Genomic DNA, 14,267 nt, shown 5'->3' with positions numbered 1-14,267 from the left:
ATCATCTTCTTTCTATTTGTTCTAAAGCCCGATCGATTTCCTGATAGAGGTGATCACGCTGGCTATTGTTATCGATCACGAGATCGACAAGAGTTTTTTTCTCATCTAGAGGCATCTGGGCTGCTAAACGATCGCGCGCCTGGACCTCTGTTAAGGCATTGCGCTCCATCAAACGTTCTAACTGAGTATCTTCCGTCACATATACCAGCCAGACTTGGTCAAACCAGTCCAGATATCCCTGCTCGATTAACAAGGGGATATCCATGAAAAAGATGTCTTCTGTTGCAGCTAGTCGGTCCCTTTCTCGCGCCAGAGCTTTGCGGATGATCTCCCCTTGTACTTGGTTGGACCAGGCAATCTCTTTCTGGCTTGAAAAGATTCGTTGAGCCAGAGCAGGACGATTCAAGTCCCCAGTATCTAGGAGGATGTCCCTTCCAAAATGATCTACCAAAGCTTGATAGAGTTCTCCACCTGGTGCCTGCAAGTCATGGACCACTCGATCAGCATCAATGACAGGATAGCCTTTTTCTTTCAAATAAGAGGTAACAGTGGACTTTCCTGAAGCAATCCCTCCTGTTAATCCGATGATTCTTGCCATCTAGTTCTCCTTTTGGCAGTGAGGGCAAAAATGGGTTCCACGTCCCCCCAGCTGAATTTTTTCAATCGGTGTTCCGCAGCGCAAACAAGGTTGACCTGTTTTCCCATAGACCTGGTGTTCTTCCTGCATGGTGCCATCCTCGCCAAAAGCATTGCTGTAGGAGCGAATGGTGGAGCCCCCCTTTTCAACAGCCTGAGCAAGTACAGCAATCGTTTCTTTGCGGATGGCTTTGGCTTCTGTAGCAGTCAAGCTTTGCCCCAAGCGGGCTGGATGAACCTTGGCTCGATAAAGGACCTCATCTACATAAATATTGCCCAGACCAGCCACTAATTTTTGGTCCAAAAGGGCTGACTTAATGGGTTTCTTTGATTTTTTAAGAGCTGCTTGGAAGGCTGGGGCTTTAAAATCCGCTTCTGTCGGCTCAGGACCAATTTTTTTCGCCAAAAAATAGCTATCAACAAGCTCAGGCACTAGGACTTCCATGGTCCCAAACTTGCGAACATCTTCATAGACCAGGGTGCTGCCATCCGTAAAACAAAAGAAGACATGGGCGTGCTTGCGAGGAGGGACCTCGTCTGGATAAAAGAAATACTTACCTTCCATCCGCAAATGCGAGATGAGAACCAGATCCGTCAGATAAAACAAGAGGTATTTCCCACGACGCCCCAGGGCCCGAATTTCTTGACCTGGGAGATCTTGACGAAAAGCATCCAGATCCGTCTGAATCATCTTTGGATACTTTACTTCCACTGACTGGATGGTCTTCCCAAGAATTAATTTCTCAAGACCTCGTCGAACGGTCTCTACTTCTGGTAATTCAGGCATAGTACTCCTTTCAAAAACAAGAAGCAGGCCATCTGCCCACCTCTTCTTAATATTCTTTTTCGTTGTATCCGAAATCAGCAAGATCCAATTTCTTATCCCGCCAATTTTTCTTGACTTTGACCCAGGTTTCTAGGAAGACCTTGTCCCCTAGCATGAGCTCAATATCCTTACGCGCAAGGGTTCCGATCTTCTTGAGCATGGCACCGCCTTTTCCGATGACAATGCCTTTTTGGCTATCGCGCTCGACCATGATGGTTGCTCGGATATGGACCTTATCTGTCTCTTCATCCCGCTTCATAGAATCCACCACTACGGCAACAGAGTGGGGAATTTCTTCTCGCGTCAAGTGCAAGACCTTCTCGCGGATCATTTCAGAGACCAAGAAGCGCTCTGGGTGATCCGTAATTTGATCAGCAGGGAAATATTGGAAACCTTCTTCTAAGTTTTCGCTCAAAATATCAATCAAACGCGAAACATTGTTTCCTTGAAGGGCTGAAATCGGCACGATTTCCTTGAACTCCATCTGACTACGGAAGTCATCGATTTGCGCCAAGAGTTGATCTGGGTGAACCTTGTCAATTTTATTCACCACCAAAATCACAGGCACCTTAGCAGCCTTGAGGCGTTCGATGATCATGTCATCACCTTTCCCACGTGGCTCGTCTGCTGGCACCATAAAGAGAACGGTATCCACTTCTCGAAGGGTGCTATAGGCCGACTCTACCATGAAGTCTCCAAGCGCTGTCTTGGGTTTGTGAATCCCTGGGGTATCGATAAAGACGATCTGTTCCTTATCGGTCGTGTAGATTCCCATAATCTTGTTGCGCGTTGTCTGCGCTTTATCACTCATGATGGCAATTTTTTGCCCCATGACGTGGTTCAAAAAAGTTGACTTCCCGACATTGGGACGTCCTAAAATGGCTACAAAGCCTGATTTAAATGTCATAGTTTCCTTTCATGAGGGAAGTCTCCCTCTTATCCAAATACTAGAGCCCACAACTTGGGCACAAATATAATAAGACCTGTCACCAAGGCAAAGCCCGAAATAACGAGAACCGCTCCTGCCGCCATATCTTTGGCATTCTTTGCCAGCATGGAGAAATGGTAATCGCTCGCCAAATCCACTACATTTTCAAGAGCAGAATTCATGATTTCAAAGGCAATGACCAAAGAAACACTTAAGAGTAGAAAGAGCCACTCTGTTGCTGAAATGCCAAAAAGGAAGCCTGCAACAATCGCTAAGATAGCTGAAAGTGCATGCTTACGCATATTTCGTTCCTCTTTAAAGGCTGTGAAAATCCCTGTTAAAGCAAATTCAAGACTGGCAATCAGTTCTCGATTTTTCCATTTTCGTTTATTGTCTTGTGAGTCCATAGGCTGTCAAAATCTCTTCCTGTAAGCCAAACATTTCCTTCTCTTCTTCCGGAGTATAGTGATCATAACCGTTGATATGAAGGAAGCCATGCACTGCTAAAAAGCCCATCTCGCGCTCAAAGCTATGACCATACTCAGCCGCTTGCTCACGCGCCTTGTCTACAGAAATAAAGAGCTCTCCAATATAGGTATCAAACTCTGCCATCATTTCTGCCAATTCTGGATGGTCTTCTAAATCTTCTTCTGAAAAAGCAATATCCATCTCTGGTTTGTATTCCAGACTGATCACATCCGTTGGGCGATCCGTATCCCGGTATTCCAAGTTCAATTCATGGCTACGTTCGTTGGTTACAAAGGTCACTGCCATTTCCTTGTCTTCTTTGCCCAATTTTTTTGCAGCAAATTCTAAAATTTCCTGGGTTTGTTTGATCATTTCTTCAGAGACTTGACCGGTCTCATCAACCATTTCAATATACATCTTGGATCACCTCACTATCATTTCAATTATAGCATAAAAATAGCGTATATACTAGAATACACGCTACTTTTACTATTTGAAGAATGCCCTTTTATTCAACCGTCTGTTGGATAGCTTGCATCTGGGCATAAATGCCACCATGGGCAATCAAGTCTGCATGTTGGCCCCGTTCGACAATGCGTCCTTCTGATAGAACCAAGATCTGATCCGCATCTTGAATGGTCGATAAGCGGTGGGCAATGATAAAGGTCGTCCGGCCCTTTTGCAGGACTGCCATAGCCTTCTGAATAATCTCCTCTGTCTCCGTATCAATGTGAGAGGTCGCTTCATCCAGAATCAAAATTTTCGGATTCATGTAAAGGGTCCGCGCAAAGGAAATCAATTGACGCTCCCCACTTGAGAAGGCAGATCCCTTTTCAACCACTGGATGGTCAATTCCCTTTTCTAATCTCTGGATCATAGGCAGGGCACCGACCTGTTTTAGAGCATCCAAGACGCGATCAAGGTCGATATCTGTTTGACTCATGGCCACATTGCTAGCAATGGTCCCTGAGAACAGATAGGGATCCTGTAAGACAATTCCCATATGGGAGCGAAGACTCTCTCTAGAGAAATGGCGAATATTCTGGCCGTCGATCCGGATTTCCCCCTCCTGCGGATCATAGAAACGATAGAGCAAGTTCATAATGGAGGATTTACCCGAACCGGTATGGCCAACCAAGGCAAGGGTTTGACCCGGATGAGCTTGGATGGAAATGTCCTTCAGAACTGGCTTGCCTTCTTCATAGGCAAAAGTGACCTGATCAAACTCCACAGCCGCCCGATCTATTTGGATCTCTTCGGTTGCATCTGCCTCTTCCTTTTCATCTAGGAAAGTCAAGACCCGCTCCCCTGTTTCCAGAGAGCGCCGGATATCTGGAAGACGGCGGATCAAATTGGCCATGAGATCAAAAAGCTGAATAACATAATTGAGATTGATAAATAAGAAACCTGCAGTCATCCCCAAATCTCCCCCAAGATAGGATAGGCCTGCAATAGTTAAAATTCCTGCAATGACGATGTATTTCAAGAATTCTGTCAGGCTCCAAGAGGCAATGGAGTCTGCTAGAACCAAACGATCATAGGCCACAGTCATCTTGTCTGTCGTCTGATCAAACTCATCAATCACGCGCTCTTCTTGTCCGTAAAGTTGGATCATACTCGCTCCATGAAGCAGTTCATTAACCTGGGTATTGATCTCACTTCTGGAATCAAAGAAGTCCTTCATGGGCTTGTCCGTCATACGCTTATACAAGGCCTGAATCCCGTAAAAGATAGGGAACATCAAACATAAGAGGAGACCCATCATGGGATTGATAGTAAAGAGAACTCCCATGATAAAGAAGAAACGCATCAAATGAATCACCAAATACATGCAGGAATTGTAAAATTGAGTCCGTAAGGTCTCTGTATCATTAACAATTCGTGTAGCAATTTTCCCTGCTGGCTTGTCATCAAAGTAGGAAATCGGTAGTTGTTGCATCACAAGGAAGGCTTGATCGCGTAGCTGTGCAGTTACCTTATTGCCTCCATGGATCAAAACCCGATTGCCTATATAACTGACAATCTGACCCACAGCCAAAACAATCAGATAGAGGACACCCATAGGATAGAGTGCTCCTAACTCTCCTCCCTGACTCAAGGCTGTCAAGGGACCATCAATCATTTTTTGCAGAATAAACGGCGATAGATCTGACAAAATCGTTGCCAGCAAAAGACAGATGAAACCTAGCCCAAAAATACCAGGAAAAAGGGATAGTTTTTGTAAGAGTCGTTTTAAAATACCCATCTTATTCTCCTTCCTGTCTTTGTTGCCGTTGGTATTGTTCGTAATACCAACCCTCTTGAGCTAGTAAATCACTAGCTGTTCCTTCTTCTACAATCCGTCCTTGATCTAACACAAGGATCCAATCTGCCTGATGGACAGCTGAGAGACGGTGAGAGACTATCAAGGTTGTCTTTCCTTGTCGCTCTCTTTGAATGGTCTCAATAATGGCCTGTTCCGTCTTGGCATCCACTGCGGATAAAGAATCATCCAAGAGGAGCAACTGGGCATCACGTAAAAAGGCGCGTGCCAAGGAAATCCGCTGCTTCTGTCCTCCCGATACAGATACTCCCTTTTCTCCGATCAAAGTGTCCAGACCATCCGACATCCGTTCCAAATCATCTGCGAAGGCTGCCTGAGCGATAGCATCCATGATTTCCTCTTGACTAGCTCCCTTCTTACCAAGGGAAATATTTTCTAAAATAGACTTCGAAAATAAGATGTGTTCCTGAGAGACGTAACCGATTTTTTCCTCAATAGAGCGTCTCACATAGTGTGTAACGGACTCCCCATTAATGGTAAACGTCCCTTGCCCAAGTGGGTATTGACGTAAAAATTGACGGACCAAACTTGTCTTTCCTGCTCCTGTTCGACCCACAATCCCAATGGTTTGCCCTTTATTGAACTGCAAAGAAATCTGCGAAAGACTCTCCTTCTCCGCCATCGGATAGGTAAAAGAATAGTTTTCGAAAACTACCTCATTCAGTTCCTCTAGCCAATCATCTCCATCTCTTTCCAAGTCATCATCCTCTTCGACCAATTCTGACAACTTTTTGTGGGATGTCTTGGCTGTTTGATAGACAAGGATGAAGTCTGCTAGCATCCACATCGGCTCAATCAAGGCCACTAGATACAATTCTAGACCTAGCAGTTGACCCAAGCTAATCTGTCCAGTCTTCAAGAAGTGACCCCCACAGACCAAAAGCAGGACGGTTGAAACCCCGATAAAGCAGAGGGCAAAAGGACCAAAGGCATTTTGAATAGAGGCGATCTTATCCCCCGTCTTGGCCAAACTTTCTGTCCGCTCTTGAAATTGTCGCACCTGACGCTCCTTGCGACTATAGGCCCGCATGACCCGAATCCCTTCGATGGATTCTAGGACCTCATCATTCAAGTTAGCCACGGCATCACGGTTTTCATCCACATAGATCTCTTCCTTTTTCCCCAGGAGATAGGTTGATAAAACCAGAAAACTCATAGGAATAAAGGAAATTAAACTCAACTGCCAGGAAATCAAGAACATGGCTGGAATGATAAAAAGGAACAAGCCTCCCCCGTAAAGGACAATCAGCATCCCATAGCCGACCATCCCCATCATCCCGTCTACATCCGTGGTAAAACGAGTCAGGAGATCCCCTGAGCGAAACTTTTCATAAAATGGCCGTCTCATAACTACGAGCTTACGAAAAGCTTGCCCCTGTAGCCTAGCCTTGTAATGGACCGAAGCTTGAAACAACTTCAGATGCCAGTAGTAAGCAGAAATGTAATTTAAAAAAGTAGCTCCCAACAAGAGAGCAATATCTCTCGTAAAACTTGCCTGAGTCAAGGTCTGCTTGCTCAGCTGGTCGACTAGTCGTTGAATGACCTGTGTCGGTATTAAAATTGTATAATCATAAATCACTAGGACCACAGCAATGCTGAGATACAGCCACTTATGCTCCCAGATGTACTTCCATAAAGCTCCTATCATCTTCTCCCCTTTCAATTTGGCACAGAAAAAACCCAAGTAGGAGCTGAGTACGTGCTCAGTCCACACTTGGGCCTTCTGATGCCTGTCACCAATTCAGTTAAGGCAGGCAAAAATGCATACAAAAAACCCAAGACAGACTCCTCCATCTTGGGTTTCATTCAATTTTTTACATAGAACTCAACTGAGATTGGAGAAGTTGTGTATTCAATTGTGTCATCAAGAATGTTACTTTGTTCATGATGGTTTTCTCCTTTCTCTTTGTTGTTCTAACTTTACCACGGATTTCTGTGCTTGTCAACGTTTTTTTGAAAATTGTTGAAAAAAGATCCATAAATAGGCACTCAATTAGAAATTAAAGCACAAAAAAGAAGCCTAGATCCTCTCTAAGCTTCTCTCTTCTTATATGCTAGTTGCCGGGATTGAACCGGCGACCTCATCCTTACCATGGATGCGCTCTACCGACTGAGCTAAACCAGCAGTACCTATCTACTATATCATGGAGATAGGCCTTTTGTCAATATCCTGACTCATTTTTCTGCCAAATATTCTTCCTTCGTGAGGACATAATGAACTCGCGTCACCATTCGCCCTTCTTCATGCAGGTCTAGCATCGCGTAGGGCTCCTCGTGAGAATATTTCATACCTGATTTGGCCATCACCCGTCCAGAAGCTGGGTTGTTCTGATCATGAACAGCAATGAGCTTGTTCATCCCTAACTGTTCAAAAGCCAAGGCAATGACTGCCTTGGTAGCCTCTGTCGCAAGACCTTGGTTCCAATAGTCTTTATTCAGAACATAGCCGATACTCCCCTTCTTCAGAGAAAGATCCAAATCCAGTAAATCAATCGTCCCGATAAATTTTCCATTTTCTTTGAGCTCGATCCCCCATCTGCCAAGTGGGCTCGCTAGGTAAAAGAGGGCAATATTATTACGCGTCTCTTCTAGACTATGATTGGTTGGAAAGGTATAGCGCGTAACTGTTTCATCAGAAGCATACTCAAACATAGCCGGTGCGTCTTCAAGAGTGACCGGACGCAAGTGCAAACGCTCTGTCTCCACTTCACGATAAGCCGCTAACTTCACATATAAATTTTCCATTTGACACTCCTTCTTTAGGGATTAGTTTAGCAAATAACATAAAGGAAGGCAAGCTCAAATTTTTCTTGCTTTTTAACCCATTTTTCTATACAATAAAATCAATCAAAACAATCAGATGAGGGGTGAAAAGGTCATTGAGTTAGGAGAGGAATCTCACACCAATGGCCTTTTTACACCCATATCTAAGTAAGGAGAAATAATCATGTTAATCGGTATCCCAAAAGAAATTAAAAACAATGAAAATCGTGTTGGTTTGACACCTGCAGGTGTACAAAGCTTGGTGAAGAAAGGCCATCAAGTTTTGGTAGAAACAAATGCTGGACTTGGTTCTGGCTTTGCCGATGAAGATTACGCCAAACAAGGAGCTACTATCGTTGCAACTGCTGCAGAAGCTTGGGCAGCTGAATTGGTGGTCAAAGTCAAGGAACCCCTCGCTGAAGAGTATGGCTTCCTTCGTGAAGACCTCTTGCTCTTCACCTACTTGCACATGGCTGCTGCCCCTGAATTAGCAGATGCCATGGTGACTGCCAAGACAACTGGGGTGGCTTACGAAACGGTACGAGACCTTGAAGGACAATTGCCTCTTTTGGTACCAATGAGTGAGGTTGCTGGACGAATGGCCGTTCAAATCGGGGCTCACTTCCTCACTAAACAAGAAGGTGGATCTGGCGTCCTCCTAGGTGGGGTACCTGGTGTTCCTAAAGGGAAAGTTACCATCATCGGTGGTGGAGTCGTTGGAACCCACGCAGCTCGGATCGCACTTGGACTCGGTGCCCAAGTGACTATCTTGGATATCAGTGCTAAACGTTTGGCTGTTCTGGAAGATGTCTTTGGTCATCAAATCCAAACCCTTATGTCCAATCCATTTAACATTGAAGCCAGTGTCCGTGATGCCGATGTTGTTATCGGGGCTGTCTTGATCCCTGGAGCTAAAGCTCCTAAATTAGTGACAGACGATATGGTCAAACAAATGCGTCCCGGTTCTGTCATCGTGGACGTAGCTGTGGACCAAGGTGGGGTTATTGAAACAGCAGACCGTGTCACTACTCATACGGAGCCTGTTTACGAAAAACATGGTGTGCTCCACTATGCCGTTGCCAATATCCCAGGCGCTGTCGCTCGCACCTCTACTATCGCCCTTACCAATGTGACCCTTCCTTATGTAGAAGCTTTAGCTGATAAAGGCTTTCATAAGGCTATTGCACTTGATGAAGGATTACGCCAAGGAGTTACTACTTACCAAGGTCACATCACTAGCCAACCCGTTGCAGAAGGTCTAGAACGCGACTTCACTCCAATCGACGAATTGGTTTAATTTCTAACATTTAAAAGGCAAAGATCATACGATCTTTGCCTTTTCTTTTATTCTGCTTCTTCTTCCACATCCAGTTTTTCTTTGAGGACTGGATTCTGAATGGGCTCATAGGCCCGGATAATTTCGGCAACTACCGGATGGCGAACGACATCCTTGGCAGAGAAATGCACAAAGTCAATTTGAGAAATATTTTTTAATTTCTCCTGAGCATCAATCAAACCGGATTTGACATTTCGAGGGAGGTCAATCTGGCTGGTATCTCCATTGACAATCATCTTAGAGTTAAAACCAAGACGGGTCAAAAACATCTTCATCTGCATGATAGTTGTATTTTGCGCTTCATCGAGAATGACGAAAGCATCGTCCAAGGTCCGCCCCCGCATATAAGCCAAGGGAGCAATCTCAATAATTTCTCGCTCCATCATCCTAGTGGTTTGGTCTTTCCCTAAAATCTGGTAAAGAGCATCGTAGACTGGTCGTAGATAAGGGTCTACTTTTTCCTTGAGATCTCCTGGAAGGAAACCAAGGCTCTCTCCTGCTTCTACAGCTGGACGGGTCAAAATGATTCGCTTGACTTGACCACGCTTGAGGGCAGTCACAGCCAAGGTCACCGCTAAGAAGGTTTTCCCTGTCCCGGCTGGTCCAATCCCGAAGGTCACATCATGGTGCTTGACACTATCGACATAAATCTTTTGCCCCAGCGTTTTGACCCGAATGGGCTTGCCGTAGCTATCCTTGATGATTTCTTCTTCATACAAGGCGACGAACTTATCCAACTCATCATTACGAACCATTTGAATAGCTGTTACGACATCCGGCGTCCCGATGGTCATACCACGATTCACCAAGATCAGCAAAGCCTCAATGACTTGTCTAGCTTTCTCACAATCTTCTTCTTGCCCAATGACCTGGACAATTTCTGTTCGTGCATGGATGATCACATCCAACTCTTGCTCCATCAAACGCAAATGACGCTCATTGGATCCAAACAGATGGAAGAGATCATCTGGATGACTTAATTGAATATCAATTGAATGTTCTTTCAAATAAAGAACCTCTCTATTTCTGTAAGTTTTCTCTATTATAACAAAGTGACCGAGAATTGACCATCCCCGGCTCACCACTATCTCCTGTTACTAATGACTGAGGTATTCTTCCCAGATTGCATCAAAATCTCCTAGATTAAAGGAGAAACTGGCATGTTCTTCCAGAAAGCGGCTAACCTCATCAAAATCATCTGTATGTTTTGGAAAGGCAGACTCATGAAAAGCTAGATCAGCTAGCAAGGCTTTCGGAGCATTGCTTTTGGGATTGCGCTCTGTCATCAGCCAAGTGTAAAATGATTTTCGCATAAGGCTCCTCTTAGATTAGTTCCGTTCCAAACTGGTCTTGCTTGATTTTTTTCGCTTTCATCAAGCCACCCAGAGCCTTTTTGAACTGCCCCTTGGAAATTCCAAAGGTTGCCTTAATCTCTTCTGGGGAGGACTTGTCATTCAAGGTCATAAAGCCACCATTCCCCTCCAAGTAGGCCAAAATCATCTGCGCATCGTTTTCAAGCATTTCAAACGAGCGTGGTTTCAAGGACAAATTCAAGGTCCGATCCACCTCTCGGAAACCGATGACCCGAGCATCTAAGACTTGTCCCAAACGGGGTTCGGCATAGCGCTCACTTGGATGGATAAAGCCCAGCATATTATTCTCAGGCAGGTAAACAAAGGTCCCTGAAAGTTTTAAGCGATAGACGATGGCCGGCCAGTTCTGGTTTTGCATATTGTTGTAGGCTGGACGAGCAATTCGTTGGAAGTCTTCTTGGTAGGCCAAGACACCCCAGATCCGATCTTTTTTATCAACTTCTAGGCGAACAAAGAGTTTATCGCCTTTTTTCGGCCACAGATCCTTGATTTCTGGCAAAATATCCAGAGAGACGACAATCTCCTTATCGGGTAGACCCGTATCGACAAATACACCCAGGTCCTTGCGAACTTCAGTCACTGTCCCCCAGCCAAATTGGTCCTGACGGGCTGTGACTTCTAGGGTGGTCAGACGCAAACGTTGCTTCATATCCGTATAGGCAAAGCCCTTGACGGATTCTCCAAGTGCATGCTCTCCTTCAGACTTGTCCAAAGCATAAGTCTGCCCATCCTTCTGGACAAAGTAAAAACGATCATTCTCATCCGTTACAAGGCCCACGATATCATGTGCGAGGTTGGTATTCATTTTTTCCTTCTTTCTGGCTAAAGCTCATCAATAGCCCCTTAATGGAAATAAAACTCAGCCAGCAGTGCCAACTGAGTTCATTTCCTCTGTAAACTGCTGGAAATGATTAAACTTCAAGCAATTCTTTTTCTTTGTGTGCTGTCATTTCATCAACATGTTTCACAGCATCATCGGTTACTTTTTGGATCTCTTTCTCAAGATTCTTCAATTCATCTTCAGTGATTTCTTTAGCTTTTTCTTGCTTCTTGGCTTCATCCATCGCATCACGGCGGATGTTACGGATCGCTACTTTAGCATTTTCACCGACTTTTTTCACTTCTTTGGCCAAGTCACGACGAGTTTCTTCTGTCAAAGCTGGGATAACCAAGCGGATAACCGAACCATCGTTGGCTGGAGTAATGCCAAGATCAGAAGCATTCAAAGCGTGCTCGATATCTTTCAATGAAGACTTGTCAAAAGGTGTGATCAACATCACACGAGCTTCTGGAATGGTGATCGATGCGATTTGATTCAATGGAGTATCAACTCCGTAATATTGAACATAGATCCGATCCAAGAGACTTGCATTCGCACGGCCTGCACGGATACTTCCAAATTCACGTCCCAAACTTTGGTGAGACTGAGTCATTCTTTCTTTAGCTTTTTCTACGATTGGATTTGCCATTTTATTCCTCTAACTTCCTTATTTTTCTACATTATTAGAAACGGTAGTACCGATATTTTCTCCAAAGACAACGCGTTTGATGTTCCCTGGCTCATTCATGTTGAAAACGACTAAGTCAATATCATTGTCCATTGAGATGGTCGATGCTGTCGAATCCATGATACGAAGGCCTTTATTGATGACATCACGGTGAGTTAATTCTTCAAACTTCACAGCTGTCTTGTCTTTCTTTGGATCAGCATTATAAACGCCGTCAACACCATTCTTAGCCATCAAGATTGCGTCTGCTTCAATTTCGGCGGCACGAAGAGCAGCCGTTGTATCCGTTGAGAAGTATGGAGAACCAATGCCTGCACCAAAGATAACAATACGCTCTTTTTCCAAGTGACGAAGGGCACGGCCACGGATATAAGGCTCAGCGACTTGTTGCATGGCAATCGCTGTTTGGACACGAGTATCTACTCCAACCTGTTGAAGAGAATCCGCCATCACCAAGGCATTCATAACTGTTCCAAGCATTCCAGTGTAGTCTGCTTGAACGCGATCCATACCTGCTTCCGCCGCAGGTTCTCCACGCCAGAGATTTCCTCCACCGATAACGAGAGCAATTTCAATTCCAAGGTCATGAACTTCTTTAATTTCAAGGGCCATCTTTTGAACCGTTTTGATATCAATTCCGACACCCCGTTCACCGGCTAACGCTTCACCTGATAACTTAATTAAAATACGTTTATACTTAGGTTCTACCATTTTGTCACTCCTTTTATGATCTGTATTATTTTACCACAAAAAGCGTTATTTATATAGTGATATCTATCAAAAAAATTTTAAACCTTCCAACTTCAATTCCCTGCCAGAAGTTAGATATATTTTTAGAATTAAGTGAAAGAATTGTCAAAAAAGCTACCCGAAGGTAGCTTTGATTTCTAATTAAAGTGAGTTAACATCCACTTTGATACCAGGACCTTGAGTTGTAGTCAAAGTCAAGCTAGTTACGTAAGTACCTTTAGCTGTAGCTGGTTTTGCTTTTTGGATAACATCGTTGAAAGCTTTGAAGTTTTCAACCAATTTGTCAGCGTCAAATGACACTTTACCGATGATCGCTTGTACGATACCTGCACGGTCTGCACGGTAAGTGATTTTACCACCTTTAGACTCTTCAACTGCTTTAGCAACATCCATTGTTACAGTACCAGTTTTAGGGTTTGGCATCAAGTTACGTGGTCCAAGGACACGTCCAAGACGTCCAACAAGAGCCATCATGTCAGGTGTAGCGATAACAACGTCGAAGTCCAACCAACCATCGTTGATTTTCGCAACAAGGTCATCTTCACCAACGAAGTCTGCACCAGCAGCTTTTGCTTCTTCAGCTTTTGCACCACGTGCAAATACAAGAACGCGAGCAGTTTTACCAGTTCCGTTTGGCAATACCATTGCACCACGGATTTGTTGGTCAGCTTTTTTCACGTCGATGTTCAAGTTGTAAGCAACTTCTACAGTTGCGTCAAATTTTGCAAAGTTAGTTTCTTTTGCAAGAGCTACAGCTTCTTCTACGCTGTATGCTTTTGTGCTGTCGATTTTTTCAAGTGCAGCACGAAGTTGTTTGCTTTTTTTAGCCATTTTATCTTTCTCCTTGTAATGTGGTCATATCGATTTTCATCTCCCACGTCACTCGTCTCATGATCAAGTGTATTGCGGGCAAATAGGATTGCTACAATTAGTCAGTAACAGTGAATCCCATAGAACGAGCAGTACCTTCGATCATACGCATTGCAGACTCAATGTTTGCAGCGTTCAAATCTGGCATCTTAGTTTCAGCAATTTCTTGTACTTGCGCACGAGTAACTGTTGCAACTTTCGTTTTGTTAGGTGTACCTGATCCTTTTTCAACACCTGCAGCTTTTTTCAAAAGAACAGCAGCTGGTGGTGTTTTTGTAACGAAATCAAATGATTTATCTTCATAAACAGTGATCACAACTGGGATAATCATACCAGCTTGGTCAGCTGTACGAGCGTTAAACTCTTTAGTGAATCCCATGATGTTGATACCTGCTTGACCAAGTGCTGGTCCAACCGGTGGAGCTGGAGTAGCTTTACCAGCAGGGATTTGCAATTTTACAAGTTTTTCGACTTTTTTAGCCATTT

At 44.3% G+C, this 14,267-nt stretch carries 16 protein-coding genes and 1 tRNA gene; 1 reads left to right on the top strand and 16 read right to left on the bottom strand.

Annotation, left to right across the window (positions count from 1 at the left end; genetic code table 11):
* Position 1: 1 nt before the first annotated feature.
* The 9 genes from coaE to H8S88_RS01750 all read right to left on the bottom strand — a co-directional run bounded on the left by coaE (position 2) and on the right by H8S88_RS01750 (position 7,926).
* On the bottom strand, positions 2–598 hold the full coding sequence (gene coaE, locus H8S88_RS01790) for a dephospho-CoA kinase (protein ID WP_125334765.1): 597 nt from the start codon (positions 596–598) through the stop codon (positions 2–4).
* On the bottom strand, positions 599–1,423 hold the full coding sequence (mutM, locus tag H8S88_RS01785; protein ID WP_048789582.1) for a DNA-formamidopyrimidine glycosylase: 825 nt from the start codon (positions 1,421–1,423) through the stop codon (positions 599–601).
* A gap of 46 nt (positions 1,424–1,469) precedes the next feature.
* Complete coding sequence (era, locus tag H8S88_RS01780; RefSeq protein WP_048789581.1) at positions 1,470–2,369, bottom strand: GTPase Era; 900 nt, start codon at positions 2,367–2,369, stop codon at positions 1,470–1,472.
* 29 nt (positions 2,370–2,398) lie between these two features.
* The gene (locus H8S88_RS01775; protein WP_048789580.1) at positions 2,399–2,797 is read right to left on the bottom strand and encodes a diacylglycerol kinase family protein; all 399 of its coding nucleotides are present in this window, start codon (positions 2,795–2,797) and stop codon (positions 2,399–2,401) included.
* Complete coding sequence (gene ybeY / locus H8S88_RS01770) at positions 2,778–3,275, bottom strand: rRNA maturation RNase YbeY (protein ID WP_048689623.1); 498 nt, start codon at positions 3,273–3,275, stop codon at positions 2,778–2,780. The genes H8S88_RS01775 and ybeY overlap by 20 nt, the downstream gene beginning before the upstream one ends.
* Positions 3,276–3,366: 91 nt before the next feature.
* Entirely contained in the window at positions 3,367–5,103 is a 1,737-nt protein-coding gene (locus H8S88_RS01765) for an ABC transporter ATP-binding protein (RefSeq protein ID WP_125334767.1), read from the bottom strand.
* A gap of 1 nt (position 5,104) precedes the next feature.
* Positions 5,105–6,829 (bottom strand): ABC transporter ATP-binding protein, encoded by a 1,725-nt coding sequence (locus H8S88_RS01760; protein ID WP_048789578.1) that lies wholly within the window; start codon positions 6,827–6,829, stop codon positions 5,105–5,107.
* Positions 6,830–7,233: 404 nt separating this feature from the next.
* A tRNA-Thr gene (locus tag H8S88_RS01755) sits at positions 7,234–7,306 on the bottom strand.
* Positions 7,307–7,356: 50 nt separating this feature from the next.
* Positions 7,357–7,926, bottom strand: coding sequence for a GNAT family N-acetyltransferase (locus H8S88_RS01750; protein WP_125334769.1), 570 nt, complete (start codon positions 7,924–7,926; stop codon positions 7,357–7,359).
* A 202-nt stretch (positions 7,927–8,128) separates the two neighbouring features.
* On the opposite strand from H8S88_RS01750, the gene ald reads away from it, so the two are divergent.
* Positions 8,129–9,241 (top strand): alanine dehydrogenase, encoded by a 1,113-nt coding sequence (ald, locus tag H8S88_RS01745; RefSeq protein ID WP_125334771.1) that lies wholly within the window; start codon positions 8,129–8,131, stop codon positions 9,239–9,241.
* Between the two features lie 47 nt (positions 9,242–9,288).
* Here the strand turns inward: ald and H8S88_RS01740 are convergent, their stop codons facing one another.
* From H8S88_RS01740 to rplK, 7 genes are all read right to left on the bottom strand, one after another.
* The gene (locus H8S88_RS01740) at positions 9,289–10,287 is read right to left on the bottom strand and encodes a PhoH family protein (protein WP_185761500.1); all 999 of its coding nucleotides are present in this window, start codon (positions 10,285–10,287) and stop codon (positions 9,289–9,291) included.
* 90 nt (positions 10,288–10,377) lie between these two features.
* Positions 10,378–10,593 carry a YozE family protein gene (locus H8S88_RS01735; protein ID WP_048717450.1) on the bottom strand — a complete coding sequence of 72 codons (216 nt, stop codon included), beginning with the start codon at positions 10,591–10,593 and terminating at the stop codon, positions 10,378–10,380.
* Positions 10,594–10,603: 10 nt separating this feature from the next.
* Positions 10,604–11,458, bottom strand: a complete 855-nt coding sequence (gene cvfB / locus H8S88_RS01730) for an RNA-binding virulence regulatory protein CvfB (RefSeq protein WP_048717452.1) — start codon at positions 11,456–11,458, stop codon at positions 10,604–10,606.
* Positions 11,459–11,564: 106 nt separating this feature from the next.
* Entirely contained in the window at positions 11,565–12,122 is a 558-nt protein-coding gene (frr, locus tag H8S88_RS01725) for a ribosome recycling factor (protein ID WP_048689643.1), read from the bottom strand.
* 18 nt (positions 12,123–12,140) lie between these two features.
* Positions 12,141–12,872 (bottom strand): UMP kinase, encoded by a 732-nt coding sequence (gene pyrH, locus H8S88_RS01720; RefSeq protein WP_006595852.1) that lies wholly within the window; start codon positions 12,870–12,872, stop codon positions 12,141–12,143.
* Positions 12,873–13,052: 180 nt separating this feature from the next.
* A complete protein-coding gene (gene rplA / locus H8S88_RS01715; RefSeq protein WP_006595851.1) occupies positions 13,053–13,742 on the bottom strand; it encodes a 50S ribosomal protein L1 in 690 nt (229 codons plus the stop codon).
* Positions 13,743–13,839: 97 nt separating this feature from the next.
* Positions 13,840–14,265, bottom strand: a complete 426-nt coding sequence (gene rplK, locus H8S88_RS01710; RefSeq protein ID WP_006595850.1) for a 50S ribosomal protein L11 — start codon at positions 14,263–14,265, stop codon at positions 13,840–13,842.
* Positions 14,266–14,267 lie beyond the last annotated feature (2 nt).

It is taken from the genome of Streptococcus sp. GS001 (assembly GCF_021595565.1).
Classification (GTDB): domain Bacteria; phylum Bacillota; class Bacilli; order Lactobacillales; family Streptococcaceae; genus Streptococcus; species Streptococcus xiaochunlingii.
This window is presented reverse-complemented; position numbering and strand designations above follow the sequence as displayed.

What these genes read in the sequence shown, in the direction of transcription:
- coaE (WP_125334765.1), bottom strand. Translation starts at nt 598, where the DNA reads ATGGCAAGAATCATCGGATTAACAGGAGGGATTGCTTCAGGAAAGTCC.
- era (WP_048789581.1), bottom strand. Translation starts at nt 2,369, where the DNA reads ATGACATTTAAATCAGGCTTTGTAGCCATTTTAGGACGTCCCAATGTC.
- mutM (WP_048789582.1), bottom strand. Translation starts at nt 1,423, where the DNA reads ATGCCTGAATTACCAGAAGTAGAGACCGTTCGACGAGGTCTTGAGAAA.
- H8S88_RS01775 (WP_048789580.1), bottom strand. Translation starts at nt 2,797, where the DNA reads ATGGACTCACAAGACAATAAACGAAAATGGAAAAATCGAGAACTGATT.
- frr (WP_048689643.1), bottom strand. Translation starts at nt 12,122, where the DNA reads ATGGCAAATCCAATCGTAGAAAAAGCTAAAGAAAGAATGACTCAGTCT.
- H8S88_RS01735 (WP_048717450.1), bottom strand. Translation starts at nt 10,593, where the DNA reads ATGCGAAAATCATTTTACACTTGGCTGATGACAGAGCGCAATCCCAAA.
- H8S88_RS01760 (WP_048789578.1), bottom strand. Translation starts at nt 6,829, where the DNA reads ATGATAGGAGCTTTATGGAAGTACATCTGGGAGCATAAGTGGCTGTAT.
- rplA (WP_006595851.1), bottom strand. Translation starts at nt 13,742, where the DNA reads ATGGCTAAAAAAAGCAAACAACTTCGTGCTGCACTTGAAAAAATCGAC.
- H8S88_RS01765 (WP_125334767.1), bottom strand. Translation starts at nt 5,103, where the DNA reads ATGGGTATTTTAAAACGACTCTTACAAAAACTATCCCTTTTTCCTGGT.
- ald (WP_125334771.1), top strand. Translation starts at nt 8,129, where the DNA reads ATGTTAATCGGTATCCCAAAAGAAATTAAAAACAATGAAAATCGTGTT.
- cvfB (WP_048717452.1), bottom strand. Translation starts at nt 11,458, where the DNA reads ATGAATACCAACCTCGCACATGATATCGTGGGCCTTGTAACGGATGAG.
- ybeY (WP_048689623.1), bottom strand. Translation starts at nt 3,275, where the DNA reads ATGTATATTGAAATGGTTGATGAGACCGGTCAAGTCTCTGAAGAAATG.
- pyrH (WP_006595852.1), bottom strand. Translation starts at nt 12,872, where the DNA reads ATGGTAGAACCTAAGTATAAACGTATTTTAATTAAGTTATCAGGTGAA.
- rplK (WP_006595850.1), bottom strand. Translation starts at nt 14,265, where the DNA reads ATGGCTAAAAAAGTCGAAAAACTTGTAAAATTGCAAATCCCTGCTGGT.
- H8S88_RS01750 (WP_125334769.1), bottom strand. Translation starts at nt 7,926, where the DNA reads ATGGAAAATTTATATGTGAAGTTAGCGGCTTATCGTGAAGTGGAGACA.